The organism is Klebsiella sp. RIT-PI-d (assembly GCF_001187865.1).
Lineage (GTDB): Bacteria > Pseudomonadota > Gammaproteobacteria > Enterobacterales > Enterobacteriaceae > Superficieibacter.
The window spans coordinates 727385-742006 of record NZ_LGIT01000009.1; the positions used below are offsets into that span (position 1 = coordinate 727385).

14 protein-coding genes and 2 tRNA genes are annotated in these 14622 nt (G+C 51.2%); 11 read left to right on the plus strand and 5 right to left on the minus strand.

What is annotated here, in order from left to right; genetic code table 11:
* Positions 1-84: 84 nt before the first annotated feature.
* A tRNA-Ser gene (locus tag AC791_RS09905) sits at positions 85-172 on the minus strand.
* Between the two features lie 720 nt (positions 173-892).
* On the opposite strand from AC791_RS09905, the gene AC791_RS20950 reads away from it, so the two are divergent.
* On the plus strand, positions 893-1102 hold the full coding sequence (locus AC791_RS20950; RefSeq protein ID WP_072094327.1) for a PAAR domain-containing protein: 210 nt from the start codon (positions 893-895) through the stop codon (positions 1100-1102).
* A gap of 4 nt (positions 1103-1106) precedes the next feature.
* Here AC791_RS20950 and AC791_RS09910 read toward each other — a convergent pair.
* Positions 1107-1194: transfer RNA gene (locus tag AC791_RS09910), tRNA-Ser, on the minus strand.
* 255 nt (positions 1195-1449) lie between these two features.
* On the opposite strand from AC791_RS09910, the gene ghrA reads away from it, so the two are divergent.
* The 7 genes from ghrA to AC791_RS09945 all read left to right on the plus strand — a co-directional run bounded on the left by ghrA (position 1450) and on the right by AC791_RS09945 (position 6943).
* Positions 1450-2388, plus strand: coding sequence for a glyoxylate/hydroxypyruvate reductase GhrA (ghrA, locus tag AC791_RS09915; protein ID WP_049840285.1), 939 nt, complete (start codon positions 1450-1452; stop codon positions 2386-2388).
* Positions 2389-2462: 74 nt separating this feature from the next.
* Positions 2463-3200 (plus strand): phosphatase, encoded by a 738-nt coding sequence (locus AC791_RS09920; protein WP_049840286.1) that lies wholly within the window; start codon positions 2463-2465, stop codon positions 3198-3200.
* A 21-nt stretch (positions 3201-3221) separates the two neighbouring features.
* Positions 3222-3776: a TorD/DmsD family molecular chaperone gene (locus tag AC791_RS09925; RefSeq protein ID WP_049840287.1), complete on the plus strand. Its 555-nt coding sequence runs from the start codon at positions 3222-3224 to the stop codon at positions 3774-3776.
* A 102-nt stretch (positions 3777-3878) separates the two neighbouring features.
* Entirely contained in the window at positions 3879-4331 is a 453-nt protein-coding gene (locus AC791_RS09930; protein WP_148677787.1) for a DUF1097 domain-containing protein, read from the plus strand.
* 235 nt (positions 4332-4566) lie between these two features.
* Positions 4567-4884 carry a hypothetical protein gene (locus AC791_RS09935; RefSeq protein WP_049840288.1) on the plus strand — a complete coding sequence of 106 codons (318 nt, stop codon included), beginning with the start codon at positions 4567-4569 and terminating at the stop codon, positions 4882-4884.
* Between the two features lie 96 nt (positions 4885-4980).
* Positions 4981-5523, plus strand: coding sequence for an O-acetyl-ADP-ribose deacetylase (gene ymdB, locus AC791_RS09940; RefSeq protein ID WP_049840289.1), 543 nt, complete (start codon positions 4981-4983; stop codon positions 5521-5523).
* Positions 5456-6943 (plus strand): phospholipase D family protein, encoded by a 1488-nt coding sequence (locus AC791_RS09945; RefSeq protein WP_049840290.1) that lies wholly within the window; start codon positions 5456-5458, stop codon positions 6941-6943. The genes ymdB and AC791_RS09945 overlap by 68 nt, the downstream gene beginning before the upstream one ends.
* Before the next feature lie 31 nt (positions 6944-6974).
* Here the strand turns inward: AC791_RS09945 and mdoC are convergent, their stop codons facing one another.
* Complete coding sequence (gene mdoC / locus AC791_RS09950; protein WP_049840291.1) at positions 6975-8132, minus strand: glucans biosynthesis protein MdoC; 1158 nt, start codon at positions 8130-8132, stop codon at positions 6975-6977.
* A gap of 270 nt (positions 8133-8402) precedes the next feature.
* Here mdoC and mdoG point away from each other — a divergent pair, with 270 nt between their 5' ends.
* From mdoG to AC791_RS09965, 3 genes are read left to right on the plus strand one after another with little or no spacing between them, the layout of a single operon-like run.
* Positions 8403-9938, plus strand: coding sequence for a glucans biosynthesis protein MdoG (mdoG, locus tag AC791_RS09955; protein WP_148677819.1), 1536 nt, complete (start codon positions 8403-8405; stop codon positions 9936-9938).
* Entirely contained in the window at positions 9931-12471 is a 2541-nt protein-coding gene (gene mdoH / locus AC791_RS09960; protein WP_049840293.1) for a glucans biosynthesis glucosyltransferase MdoH, read from the plus strand. Before mdoG ends, mdoH begins: the two co-directional genes overlap by 8 nt.
* Positions 12472-12525: 54 nt before the next feature.
* Positions 12526-12753 carry a YceK/YidQ family lipoprotein gene (locus AC791_RS09965; protein WP_049840294.1) on the plus strand — a complete coding sequence of 76 codons (228 nt, stop codon included), beginning with the start codon at positions 12526-12528 and terminating at the stop codon, positions 12751-12753.
* Between the two features lie 29 nt (positions 12754-12782).
* Here the strand turns inward: AC791_RS09965 and AC791_RS09970 are convergent, their stop codons facing one another.
* Positions 12783-13160 (minus strand): MysB family protein, encoded by a 378-nt coding sequence (locus tag AC791_RS09970; protein ID WP_049840295.1) that lies wholly within the window; start codon positions 13158-13160, stop codon positions 12783-12785.
* Positions 13161-13277: 117 nt separating this feature from the next.
* Positions 13278-14510 carry a multidrug efflux MFS transporter MdtG gene (gene mdtG, locus AC791_RS09975; protein ID WP_049840296.1) on the minus strand — a complete coding sequence of 411 codons (1233 nt, stop codon included), beginning with the start codon at positions 14508-14510 and terminating at the stop codon, positions 13278-13280.
* Positions 14511-14622 lie beyond the last annotated feature (112 nt).

Sequence of the window (14622 nt, forward strand, 5' to 3'; positions counted from 1 at the left end):
CTATTTTCTACAGGTAAGATTATCTAAAATCTTTTACAAATAAGAAAAGAGCCTGTACTTTCGTACAGGCTCTCAACTTGAATATGGCGGTGAGAGAGGGGTTCGAACCCTCGATACGTTGCCGTATACACACTTTCCAGGCGTGCTCCTTCAGCCACTCGGACACCTCACCATATTGTATCGCTGCCTGACCTTGCAGGGCAACGGGGCGCTACTATAGGGAGTTGAGCTAAAACGGTCAAGAAGATTTTACGTTTTATCGATCTTCCGGTTAAGACTTAAACAGTGTTGCTGACTCACTTCCATCCTGATAGCTGCTTGCAAAGTGGGCTGTTAATAAAGATTTACTTTATTCTTGAGAGGTTCATTCGTCTTACCTCACATACGAAATTTATTAGCTGAAAACCATTTTATCATATATAAGATCTTGCCAGTTCGTATTTTTTATTCAATTCTGAGTTAGTTGTATGGTTATGTTTTTAAGGTTTGCGCAGGCTTGTTAGATATCCGGATATTTGAAAGTGACTTCACATATGTTTGATATATTTGAATATTTTGTAGCTTGATGGCCTGAAGGTTATAAAACGAAATATTTTTAATGTTAATCAAATGAAAGTGTTTAGATAGTGCATAATAGGTGGTTTTTTCCGGGGCAAAATCCTAAAAGTAAATTCTGCTTGAATTTGATTCCACGCTGCAGCATCTTTGCTTATGCGGCTTAAATCGATCACAACGAGAGGCTGTAATAAAGCAATATTAGTGTTCTCTTTTTACCACCAAAATGATGTCTGGCTTCACAATTTCGTCTGCGGATGAGCTAATTGCTATCGATCCGGCGCGGACTGCATTGCTACACCATTAACGCCGAGCGTGAGTGAAAGTAAATGCCATTATGGCGAAAGGTAATTATCTGGTTCGTGGGGATAAAACCACCTGCGGTGGGAGCATCGCAGAGGGTTGTGAATACCATTGCCTGTCTGGAAAAGTCATTGCAAGAGAAGGCGATAAAGCAACCTGCGGGCAACGAACGGTTGTCCGTTATTGCCTCCTCTGGTCAGGAAGCATAAAAAAAAGCCCGTACTTGCGTACGGGCTCTTCTTAAAAGATGGCGGTGAGAGAGGGGTTCGAACCCTCGATACGTTGCCGTATACACACTTTCCAGGCGTGCTCCTTCAGCCACTCGGACACCTCACCAAATTGTTGGTCCACGCTAGTGGAACGGGCGCTAATGTAAGTAAATTCGCCGCTCTCGTCAATGCTCTTTTTACCTTTAATGAAGCGTTTAGCTAAACTTGCGTCAGGTTGCTTTCGGAATAAACAAAAAGCGTCTTTTTTATCGCCGCATGGCTTTTTACCAAACTCGCCGCAGAAATTTGTTATCCTCAAAATCACAGTAGATCAATTAGAAATGGACGCTGGTGCAGAGGCGTCGTACAAGCAGGAGTGAATATGGATCTGATTTTTTATCATCCTACCTTTGATTTTGAATACTGGAAAAACGCTCTGGAAAATAAACTTCCCGGCGCGCAGGTGCGGCAGTGGGAGGAGGGAGACCAGCGGCCTGCGGATTATGCGCTGGTCTGGGAGCCACCCGTAGAGATGTTACAGGGGCGTCAGCTAAAGGCGGTGTTTGCGCTCGGTGCCGGCGTTGATTCGATCCTGAAAAAATTGCACGCTCATCCTGAGATGCTGGCTGACGCCACCGCGCTGTTTCGTCTTGAAGATACCGGGATGGGCCAGCAGATGCAGGAATATGCCGTCAGTCAGGTATTACACTGGTTCCGTCGGTTTGATGACTATCAGGCATTGAAATCTCAGGCCCGCTGGCAGCCGCTGGAGGCGTATCAAACGCAGGATTTCACCGTCGGCATCCTCGGTGCAGGCGTACTGGGCAAGAAAGTGGCAGAACGTCTTCAGGAATGGGGATTTCCACTTCGCTGCTGGAGCCGCAGCCAGAAATCGTGGCCTGGCGTGGAAAGTTTTGCCGGGCAACATGAACTAAATGACTTTCTTGCCGGCACCAGGGTATTGATCAATTTACTACCGCACACGCCCGAAACCGTGGGCATCATTAATCTTGATCGGTTAAATCAACTTCAGGATCAAAGTTATCTACTAAACCTGGCGCGTGGCGTTCACGTGGTTGAAGCGGATCTGTTACAGGCGCTGGACAGCGGCAAGTTAAAAGGTGCCATGCTCGATGTTTTCTCTCATGAGCCGCTCGATGCCGATAGCCCGTTGTGGGCACATCCGCGCGTGGCAATGACGCCTCATGTGGCAGCGGTAACGCGCCCTGCGGAGGCTATCGACTTTATTGCCACAACCATCCGCGGGTTTGAAAACGGTCAGCCAGTGACGGGGCTGGTCGATCGCCAGCGCGGTTACTGAGTCCGGCCCGGGTTTTACTTAATATCGCTGTGTATTACCTGTTATCCTTGCGCTAAATATCAAAGGAGAGAACGATGTATCCTGTCGATCTGCATATGCATACCGTCGCCAGCACCCATGCTTACAGCACGCTTAGCGACTATATTGCCCAGGCGAAGAGTAAAGGCATCAAACTGTTTGCTATCACCGATCATGGTCCGGATATGGTCGATGCGCCACATTACTGGCACTTTATTAATATGCGCATATGGCCACGCATTGTCGACGGTGTCGGCATTCTGCGCGGCATTGAAGCCAACATCAAAACCACGCCAGGTGAGATTGACTGCTCCGGTCCAATGCTACCCTCGCTTGATCTTATCATCGCGGGTTTCCACGAGCAGGTCTTCCCGCCGCAGGATAAAGCCGCGCATACTGCGGCGATGATTGCCACTATGGCCAACGGCCTCGTCCATATCATTAGCCATCCAGGCAATCCTAAATTTCCGGTGGATATTCCGGCCATTGCGGCGGCGGCGGCAAAATATCAGGTGGCGCTGGAAATTAACAACTCGTCATTTGTGCACTCCCGCAAAGGCAGCAGCGATAACTGCCGGGCGATTGCGGCGGCGGTGCGCGACGCGGGCGGCTGGGTTGCGCTGGGTTCAGATTCTCATACTGCGTTCACGCTAGGCGATTTTACCGAGTGCCGTAAAATTCTTGATGAGGTTAATTTCCCTGAGGATCGTATTCTCAACGTTTCACCACGGCGGTTACTGAATTTTCTGGAGTCCCGCGGCATGGCTCCCATCCCTGAATTTGCCGATTTTTAATCTGATGAATGGAATTACTGCATGAATGAGTTTTCAATACTGTGCCGCGTTCTTGGCTCGCTTTACTACCGACAACCACAAGATCCGCTGCTGATCCCGCTGTTTACCCTGATCAAAGAGGGAAAACTGACCGCAAGCTGGCCGCTGGAGCAGGACGAACTGCTGGCTCGACTGCAAAAAAGTTTCGATCCTGAGCCAGTGGCTGCCGACTATAACGCTCTGTTTGTCGGTGCAGATTGCGCCGTAGCGCCGTTTCGCAGCGCGTGGGTCGAGGGTGCGACGGAAAATGAGGTTCGCGCCTTTCTTAGCGCGCGCGGTATGCCACTGACTGAAGCGCCAGCCGACCATTTTGGTACATTGCTGCTCGCGGCCTCGTGGCTTGAAGATCAAGCTGCGGAAGATGAAAGCGAAGCGCAGGACACGCTTTTTGCAGAGTTTATTTTGCCGTGGTTTGAGACTTTCCTCGGTAAAGTCGAAGCCCATGCGATAACGCCGTTCTGGCGAACCCTTGCACAGCTTACGCGTGAGGCCATCGCTGCAATGTGGGAAGAACTGGAAGAAGAAGAGGGCGAATAATTGTGACTAAAATCACAATTAAAATGCAATGAAGCAATTTTTGCTGTAATCATTGTGCGTCAGATCTCTTTTGTTCGGCGCGCATCTGATATGATGCGCGCCATGAGCACACTTCTCGCTATTGCAATCACAACGGGCATTCTCTCCGGTCTCTGGGGCTGGGCTGCTGTCTCATTAGGCTTATTAAGCTGGGCCGGGTTTCTCGGATGTACGGCATATTTTGCCTGTCCGCAAGGCGGCCTCAGGGGGCTGGCGGTTTCTGCCTGTACGTTAATGAGTGGCGTGGTATGGGCTTTAGTTATTATGTATGGTAGTGCGCTGGCCCCACATATCGAGATTATCAGTTACCTGATGACCGGCATTGTCGCCTTTTTAATGTGCATTCAGGCAAAGCAGTTATTACTCTCTTTTGTTCCCGGAACCTTTATCGGTGCCTGCGCTACCTTCGCCGGGCAGGGTGACTACAAGCTGGTCGTCCCGTCGGTGTTGCTCGGACTGATATTCGGTTTTGCCATGAAAAATAGCGGTCTCTGGCTGGCCTCCCGCACAAAATAATCCCTTTCCCCTGTTCCTTTTCTGCACAAGAGATCCCTGTTTTTGACGGGTATGTGGACCTTATCATCTTTTTTTTCGCTCGAATTTGTTGTCATTTAAAGTATGCGTTTTCGGAAAAGTAAATTAATTTAATAGTTAATGCTTATTTGTCAATTTGTTAAAAAAGTGTAATAAATATAGGTAACGATTCGTTTTAATTCCGGTCTTCGCGGCTTTTTGCCCAAGGATAGTAAACATGAAATTATCTTATTACCTGTTTTTTGCGTTTCAGATGTCAATCGGCGCGTTATCTACTCAGGCTTATGCCCAACAGCAGGCACCCGGGGGCACCATTCGTTTTCAGGGGCAAATAGTTGAGCCTGTGTGCGGCATCAATACAGCTGACCGTCAGTTGACGATGACCTGCGTACGCGATGGCCAGGCGCAGACTTATCATCGCGCGCTGGGTACGTCGTATCCTCAGGAAATCAACAGTGCGCTGTTTGAAAAAACGTCGTTACAGTACCTGGATGCACAGCGAACCCTCGGGATCTATACCGTCCGATATCGTTAATTCGTTAGCCTGCTTAGAGACATTGTCAGAGCGCGCCTTCTTCTCTGTATCGGAGTAAGATAAACTGAACGGTACCGATGCCAGCAGGAGAAAAATATGCAATCTCGCATCCAGGTTATTCGGGGTGATATCACCACTATGCAGGTAGATGTCATCGTCAACGCGGCGAATAGCAGCTTAATGGGCGGCGGCGGCGTGGATGGGGCCATTCATCATGCAGCAGGTTCCGCTTTACTGGACGCCTGCAAGGTCGTGCGCCAGCAACAGGGTGAATGTGCGCCGGGCCATGCTGTCATTACACTGGCGGGAGATCTCCCGGCAAAAGCCGTGATTCATACGGTGGGGCCTGTCTGGCGTGGGGGAGAGCATAACGAAGCCCGACTGCTGGAAGATGCTTATCGTAACAGCTTGCAGCTTGCCCGTGACAACGATTTCCACTCCATTGCCTTCCCTGCAATCAGTACGGGTATTTATGGCTACCCGAAAGCGGCAGCCGCAGAAATCGCATTTAATGCCGTTTCGGATTACATAACCCGGCGTCCTCAGCCAGAGCAGATATACTTCGTTTGTTATGATGAGGAAAATGCAGAACTTTATGAGCGACTACTCACCCGGCAGGGACACAAGCCAGTCGCATAATACGCGTCTGGGGCGAGCAATCGCCCCGGCCCGTGCGGCACATCCCGACCTTTGCGGTCTCTTACCTCTTGAAGATAGCCTTGACGCCTTTGCCGCACGATATCGGCTGGCGCAAATGGCTGAGCGTACCCTGGATGTACAGTATTATATCTGGGAAGACGATATGTCCGGTCGCCTGATGTTTCGCGTGCTGCTTGAAGCGGCGGAGCGGGGCGTCAAAGTCCGTCTTTTGCTGGATGACAACAACACGGTGGGGCTGGATGATACGCTGCGCCTGCTGGATGCTCACCGCAATATAGAAGTTCGTCTGTTTAATTCCTTCTCTTTTCGCACGCTGCGTATTCTTGGATATCTCACTGACTTTGCCCGTCTTAATCGCCGGATGCACAACAAAAGTTTTACCGTCGATGGTGAGGTGACCATTATTGGCGGCAGAAACGTTGGTGATGCCTATTTTGGTGCGGGAAAAGAGCCGTTATTTACCGATCTTGATGTTATGGCGCTGGGTCATGTGGTACAGGACGTCGCAGACGATTTTCAGCGTTACTGGGAATGTAAGTCCGTATCTACTCTCCAGCAAGTGCTCGATATTTCTGAAGAAGATATTAACCGTCGTGTCACTATCCCTGATGAATGGCTTAATGATAAATACGCGCAGCAATATCTACACAAGCTGAAAACTACCTTATTTGTTTCACGACTGGAAGAGGGTACGCTTCCTTTGCTGTGGGCGTATACCCGCTTACTTAGCGACGATCCTCGTAAGGGGCAGGGGAAAGCCCGCAAGCGTACGCTGCTGCCGCAGCGCCTGATGAATGTCATGGGTGCGCCGGAAAAACAGATCGATATTATCTCTTCTTATTTTGTGCCGGGACGGGCAGGCGTGGCGATGATCCTGCAAATGGTCCGCCGTGGCGTCAAAGTCGCGATCCTGACCAATTCGCTGGCGGCAAATGATGTGGCAGTGGTGCATGCCGGGTATGCCCGCTGGCGTAAAAAACTGCTGCGCCATGGGGTAGAGCTTTTTGAGCTCAAGCCGACGTCAAAGCCTGCGCCGGGCCTGCATGATAGCGGTCTGACCGGAAACTCAGGTTCCAGCCTGCACGCGAAAACGTTCAGCGTGGATAACAGCAAGGTTTTTATTGGCTCATTTAATTTCGATCCACGCTCGGCGATGCTCAATACCGAAATGGGCTTTGTGATTGACAGCGAACCGCTGGCGCAAAAAATTCACCATAATTTTCTTAAGAGCCAGCGTCACGCGGCCTGGCAATTAAAACTGGATCGCTGGGGAAGAGTTAACTGGATTGAAGAACAGGACGGTAAAACAGTTGTACTGAAAAAAGAGCCTGATTCACGTTTCTGGCAGCGTGTACTGGTCAGACTGGTTTATCGCCTGCCGGTCGAATGGTTATTATAAGTAGCCCCCCATACCAGGGGGCTATTTATTATTAAACGGCCACCGGCGGTTTATCTTTCGTGGGTTGCGGTTTGCCTGAAAAAAGAAAGCGCAGCAGTGGAATGCGCAGATGAATTTCATACAGGATTAGTGCTGAACCGACAACGAAAATCAGCCCGGTAAAAAATCCCAGCGTATTAGAGCTAATCTGCGGCGTGATATAAGCGCCAAACAATAGCGTTAACGGGTGATGAACCAGGTAGATAAATAGCGAGGCATTAACGAAATAAGTGACTCGCGCCGACTGGAAATTAAGCAGTCGATGCCCAAAAGAAAACACGACGTTGACCATCCACAGGCCAAATACCATGGTGACAACCGATTCGGTTTCATACATCCACGCGTCCGGGCTGCCGTAGCGTTGATTCAGCAGATAGGCGACAAATCCGACAATCGCGCCGAACATGCACCCGCGAGACGGGGTGGTGAAAAGCTCTTTCAGGCGGGGATTAATAAAGGCCAGCGCACCGAGGACAAAAAATGGGGTATAAAATAACGTCTGCATGACGACAAAGTTAAACAGCCCATCGCTAAGCACCGGCGAACAGACAATCAGAAGTACACGACGCAGCGCGGCGTAAATAATGCCAAGGATCAGAAAGGCAATCGTGAGTTTGCCGAGGGTAATATTGGCAAGCAATGTACCCTGCTGCCGTGCCTGTCGCCGCCGAAGCACGCTAAATAGCCATAGCCCTAAGGTGGTCAGAATGGTCAGGACCAATAAAAACCACAGGTGCGAAGTCAGTTCCCACACCAGGGTATTATATTTTTCATATAATGAAAGCGTGTGCCACGTTTCGGTTTTGCCTTTTACATATTGCAGCATTATAAACTGCGGTAGCGTTAATAATGGTATTGCCGTAAGCATCGGAATACCGACGCGCTCAACGCGGACTTTCCACCATTTTTTGAGGGGATAACGCAAAAAAAGCATGTATGAAAAATAGCCGGAAATAACGAAGAAAACCTGCATCCGAAAAGCATGAATAAAATCGTTAAACAGCGTCAGCCACCACGATGGTTCGGCACTATTTACATGCCAGCTGTGGCTGGAATAGATCAACGAAATATGAAAGGGGATCCCCAAAAGCATCAACCATGCGCGAATGGAGTCGAGGAAATATTCACGTTGTGCGGGTAATTTGCTCATATAATTGTTTGCATTCTCAGACTTTTCGTCTTATCACCAGACGCGATAATGTTAACATCCGCTGCAACCCTACACCAGGACGGAAGAGCTGTCTCCAGGATAAGCACGTAAAGTGCAAAATGCGGCTGAAGGTTGCTTATACCCTAAGCTGCAAGCTGAACAAATTGGGGATTATGTTGTCGGATTGCCAGAGTTTCCATTAAAATGGATCGGATCGATTTAAGCACACAAAGGGGGAAGTGCTTACTTACTATGAAAAATAAATTACAGATGATGAAAATGCGCTGGTTAGGCGTAGCCATAACGTTGTCCCTGTGCTCCTCATCTGCATGGGCGTTCTCCATTGATGATGTAGCGAAGCAGGCTCAGTCTCTGGCTGGTAAAGGCTACGATGCACCTAAAAGCAATCTGCCCTCCGTCTTCCGCGACATGAAATATGCGGATTATCAGCAGATTCAATTCAACCACGACAAGGCTTACTGGAGCAACATCAAGACTCCATTCAAGCTCGAATTTTATCATCAGGGGATGTACTTCGATACGCCAGTCAAGATTAATGAAGTCACGTCCAATGCCGTGCGTAAAATTAAATACAGCCCGGACTACTTCAATTTTGGCAATGTCCAGCATGACAAAGACACGGTAAAAGACCTCGGCTTTGCGGGTTTCAAAGTGCTTTACCCGGTTAACAGTAAAGATAAGAACGACGAAATTGTAAGTATGCTTGGCGCGAGCTACTTCCGCGTATTGGGTCAGGGGCAGGTATATGGTCTCTCCGCACGCGGTCTGGCAATTGATACCGCGCTGCCATCCGGCGAAGAGTTCCCGCATTTTCGCGAGTTCTGGATTGAGCGACCGAAACCAACGGATAAACGGCTGAATATTTACGCGCTGCTTGATTCCCCGCGTGCAACCGGGGCTTACCGCTTCACTATCATACCGGGTCGCGACACGGTGGTTGATGTCCAGTCAAAAGTCTATCTGCGCGATAAAGTCGGTAAACTGGGCGTGGCTCCGCTGACCAGTATGTTCCTGTTTGGACCGAATCAACCTTCCTCCTCCACCAACTTCCGTCCTGAGCTGCATGATTCAAATGGCCTGTCGATCCATGCCGGTAATGGTGAATGGATCTGGCGTCCGCTGAATAACCCGAAACATTTAGGGGTAAGCAGCTACGCGATGGAAAATCCTCAGGGCTTTGGTTTGTTGCAGCGCGGCCGTCAGTTTAACCGCTATGAAGACCTTGACGATCGTTACGATCTGCGCCCGAGCGCCTGGATCACGCCGAAAGGCGATTGGGGCAAAGGAAAGGTTGAGCTGGTAGAAATCCCAACCAATGATGAAACCAACGATAATATCGTGGCGTACTGGACGCCGGATCAGCTGCCTGATGCCGGTAAAGAGATGAACTTTAATTACGCCATTACCTTCAGTCGCGATGAAGACAAGCTGCACGCAGCGGATAACGCCTACGTCACCCAAACACGCCGCTCGGCGGGTGATGTGAAGCAATCCAATCTTATTCGTCAGCCTGATGGCACGCTGGCTCTCATCATTGACTTCGCGGGCGAAGAGATGAAGAAACTGCCGGAAACGACGCCTGTCACCGCACAAGTCAGCATCGGCGATAACGGCGAAATCGTTGAAAACACGGTGCGCTATAATCCAGTCACCAAAGGCTGGCGTCTGACGCTGCGTACGAAGATCAAAGATCCGAAGCAGACCACTGAGATGCGCGCCGCGCTGGTTAACGCTGACCAGACGCTGAGTGAAACCTGGAGCTATCAGTTACCTGCCAATGAATAATACAACGAAGTATATCGACGCTTTGCCGCTCACGGATGCTGAAAAAGCGGCAATTCCAGCCGATACGGATATCCGCGGGGTGCATGAGGCGCTTGATGCTGAGCATCAGCGCTTCGAACATGAAGATGACTCTCCGCTGGGTTCGGTGAAGTCACGTCTTGAACATAGCTGGCCGGACTCTTCAGGCAAAGATCAGCTGATAAAAGACGATCTGGGACGTACGCAGCTTCACGCGATGCCGAAAGCGAAGCGTTCCTCAATGTTTCCCGATCCGTGGCGTACCAACCCGGTCGGGCGCTTCTGGGATCGCCTGCGGGGTCGCGAACAGCAGCCGCGCTATCTTTCCCGATTGACCAAAGAGCAGCAGGTGAGCGAGCAACAGTGGCGTATAATGGGCACCATTCGCCGTTATATCCTGCTGTTATTAACCCTGGCGCAGACGGTTGTCGCCACCTGGTATATGAAGACCATTCTTCCTTATCAGGGTTGGGCGCTGATTAATCCCGGTGACATGATGGGACAGGATCTGCTGGTGTCATTCATGCAGCTTCTGCCTTACATCCTGCAAACCGGGATCTTAATCCTCTTTGCCGTGTTGTTCTGCTGGGTTTCTGCGGGGTTCTGGACCGCGCTGATGGGCTTTTTGCAGCTGCTCATCGGTAAGGACAGATACAGTATTTCTGCCTCTACCACCGGCGATGAACCACTGGACCCGGCGCACCGTACCGCGCTTATCATGCCCATCTGTAATGAGGATGTGGACCGCGTATTTGCCGGTTTGCGAGCCACCTGGGAGTCGGTGAAAGCCACAGGCCAGCAGCAGCACTTCGATGTCTATATCCTTAGCGATAGCTACGATCCGGATATCTGCGTTTCCGAGCAGAAAGCCTGGATGGAGCTTATTGCGGAAGTGCAGGGCGAAGGGCAGATTTTCTACCGCCGCCGCCGCCGCCGCGTAAAACGCAAAAGCGGCAACATCGATGACTTCTGTCGTCGCTGGGGAAGTCAGTACAGCTATATGGTGGTACTGGATGCCGACTCGGTGATGACGGGTGAGTGCCTGACGGGGCTTGTGCGCCTGATGGAAGCAAATCCTAATGCGGGTATCATTCAGTCGTCACCGAAAGCGTCCGGCATGGATACGCTCTACGCGCGCTGTCAGCAGTTTGCGACCCGCGTTTACGGTCCACTGTTTACGGCCGGTCTGCACTTCTGGCAGCTGGGCGAGTCGCACTACTGGGGACATAATGCGATTATTCGCGTAAAACCCTTTATTGAGCACTGTGCGCTGGCACCGTTACCGGGTGAAGGTTCCTTTGCCGGTTCAATTCTGTCGCACGATTTTGTAGAAGCAGCGCTAATGCGTCGTGCCGGATGGGGCGTGTGGATTGCCTACGATCTGCCCGGTTCATATGAAGAGTTGCCGCCTAACCTGCTTGATGAGCTGAAGCGCGATCGCCGCTGGTGCCACGGTAATCTGATGAACTTCCGCCTGTTCCTGGTGAAAGGCATGCACCCGGTTCACCGCGCGGTGTTTTTAACCGGCGTGATGTCCTATCTCTCTGCGCCGCTGTGGTTTATGTTCCTGGCGCTGTCGACGGCTCTGCAGGTCGTTCATGCGCTGACGGAACCGCAATATTTCCTCCAGCCGCGTCAGCTGTTTCCGGTATGGCCGCAGTGGCGTCCGGAACTGGCTATTGCCCTGTTTGCCTCCACCATGGTGCTGCTGTTCCTGCCAAAACTGCTCAGTATCATTCTGGTGTGGTGCAAAGGACCTAAAGAGTACGGCGGCTTTATGCGCGTCACGCTCTCCTTGCTGCTGGAAGTTTTGTTTTCGGTCCTGCTGGCACCGGTGCGTATGTTGTTCCATACGGTATTCGTGGTGAGCGCGTTCCTCGGCTGGGAAGTGGTGTGGAACTCACCGCAGCGTGATGATGACTCCACTTCCTGGATCGAAGCCTTTAAGCGCCACGGCTCGCAAATGTTGTTAGGGCTGGTGTGGGCAGTCGGTATGGCGTGGCTGGATCTGCGCTTCCTGTTCTGGCTGGCACCGATTGTGTTCTCGCTGATCCTCTCGCCATTCGTATCGGTTATTTCCAGCCGGTCGACCGTCGGACTGCGCACCAAACGCTGGAAACTGTTCCTGATCCCGGAAGAGTATTCACCGCCGCAGGTGCTGGTTGATACCGATCGCTTCCTCGAACTTAACATTCAGCGTTCGTTAAAAAACGGCTTTATGCATGCCGTGTTTAATCCGTCCTTCAACGCGCTGGCAACCGCGATGGCTACGGGTCGCCACGGAAAAGGGAATATCCTTGAGATAGCCCGCGCCCGCCATGTTGAGCAGGCATTAAACGACACGCCGGAAAAACTTAATCGCGACCGTCGTCTGGTGCTGTTGAGCGATCCGGTTACGCTTTCGCGTCTCCATTACCGCGTGTGGAGCGCGCCTGAACGGTACTCTTCCTGGGTGAATTACTATCAGCAACTGGCGTTAAACCCGCTGGCCCTGAAAACGAATCATCCTGATTAAACACAAATACCGGCCTCAGGGCCGGTATTTTTTTAGCCTGAGGCTGGAGAGTACATGCGATTAGTATTGATCATAGCGATGGCAGTCATGCTCTGCGGCTGCGGAAGTATTATCAGCCGAGCCGTTCCCGGACAGGGTCATGGCAATCAATATTATCCTGGGGTGCAGTGGGATGTGCGCGACTCCAGCTGGCGCTGGCTAACGGTGCTGGATCTGCCGTTTTCGCTGATTTTTGATACGCTGTTATTACCGCTGGATGCGAGTCACGGGCCGTATGAGTAACCGCCCGTGAGGATGGATTGCGTTATGCGTTAATCACGGATATCCCATTCGTCAGCCGCCGCGTGGCCTTCTTCGGTATCAAGCGGAGGAGAGAGCTGAAATTCGCCGTCATCCCACTCATGAAGAGTATTTTCTTCCAGCCACTCCTGACGCAGTTCGATTTCGTCGTAGTCGTCATCAAATACGCTTTGCGCCGCTTCACCACTCAGCACGGGCAGCCCCTCACCGGTTTCGCCTTCCTCAGCAAAAAACTCGGCTTGCCACATGATGTCGCCATCCTGTAACACATATTTCTGAATACTGAGTTGCTGAATATTGGCCTCTTCCTCTTCAATACCCGGAGTATTGGCAAGAAATTCTTCGCGCGCCGCATCAATGGCTTCTTCGAGCGTGGCATACATAGTCATTGGTTTCTCCCTGGAGTTCGACGTGTTGTTCAGGGAAAGGATAGCTGAATATTTGCCAGTGCAAGGTTCAACGCTAAAAAATCATTTACCCTGTGTCCGCTGCCGGGGAAAATCTGGTTAATCAAGCGGTTGTTCCGGTCGCGATTTAGCGCGTCGGCGGCGAAGGGTCAGCGTCGAGTAAAAGACGTTAAACAGTACGACGCAGGCGGTTACCAGGAACACGGCACGAAAACCATAGCTGGCAGAGACAGCCGCGCCAATAAGCGGACCGGTTACGTTGCCAATATCACGGAAGGACTGATTATAACTAAAAATACGCCCGGCAATTTGGTTAGTTGAGTTATAGACCAGCAGCGTTTGTACCGCAGGTAATAACGCACCGTCTGCGGCACCCAGCAGAAAGCGCAGAATAGCTAACTGCAGCGGTGTCTGCACAAATGACATGGGGATCAGCAGCAGCACCGAGATAACCAGTGCGGCAATTAAGATTTTCTCCGGGCCGATACGATCGCCCAGTTTGCCCAGGCGTGGCGCACTCATCAGTGCGGCGACGCCCGGCACCGATGCGATCATACCGCTTATAAATGCGATGTTACCGACATTGCCTGCCAGCTCGCGCACGTAAAGCGTCAAAATTGGCGCGATTGATCCGGTAGCGACCTGGATAATCAGGGTGGTAATAAACAGGCTCAGTACCAGACGAGGATTCTTTAATGAGCCAAGAACCTGACGTGCATGAAGCATTTCTTTACGGGAGACCGGGATAAACTGTTCGCGAATAAAGAATAGCGTCAGAAGGAAGCATAAAAACAGTACGCTGGCAGTCATAAAGAATACCGGACGCAGGCCGTAAGTGTCGGCCAGCAGCCCCCCTGCCAGCGGGCCGAGTAGCGCGCCGCTTACCGCACCTGTTGAGAGCGTACCCAGCGCCCAGCCGCTTTTATTGCGCGGGATCTGCGTGGCGATCAGCGCATTAGCATTGGGTATAAAGCCGCCCAGCAGCCCCAGCAGGGCACGCAGGATCAATAATTGCCAGATGTTCTGCGCCAGTCCCATTAGCAGCATTACGATCGCCATACCGAGTGCGGATCGCAGCAGCATGATTTTACGGCCCTTACGGTCGGCGAGCCCGCCCCACAGTGGAGAGGCAATGGCTGAAAATAAGAACGTGATGCTAAAGACCAGGCCTGACCACATATTTAGCGCGCTGTGACCGGTGACGCCAAGCTGTTCAACGTACAGTGGCAGAAACGGCATAACCAGACTGAATGCCGCACCCGTTAAGAAACAGCCAAACCAGGTGACGGTAAGATTACGTTTCCAGTTTATTGGGATATCTGAAGAGGGCATAGGCTCCCACAACGCAGTACATGATGGATGTAGTTTAGCTAACAACAGGATAATACGATTGATTATGCGCCGGGGTAGACCGTGCTGCAAACGGGATAGCTTTTATAGCTTA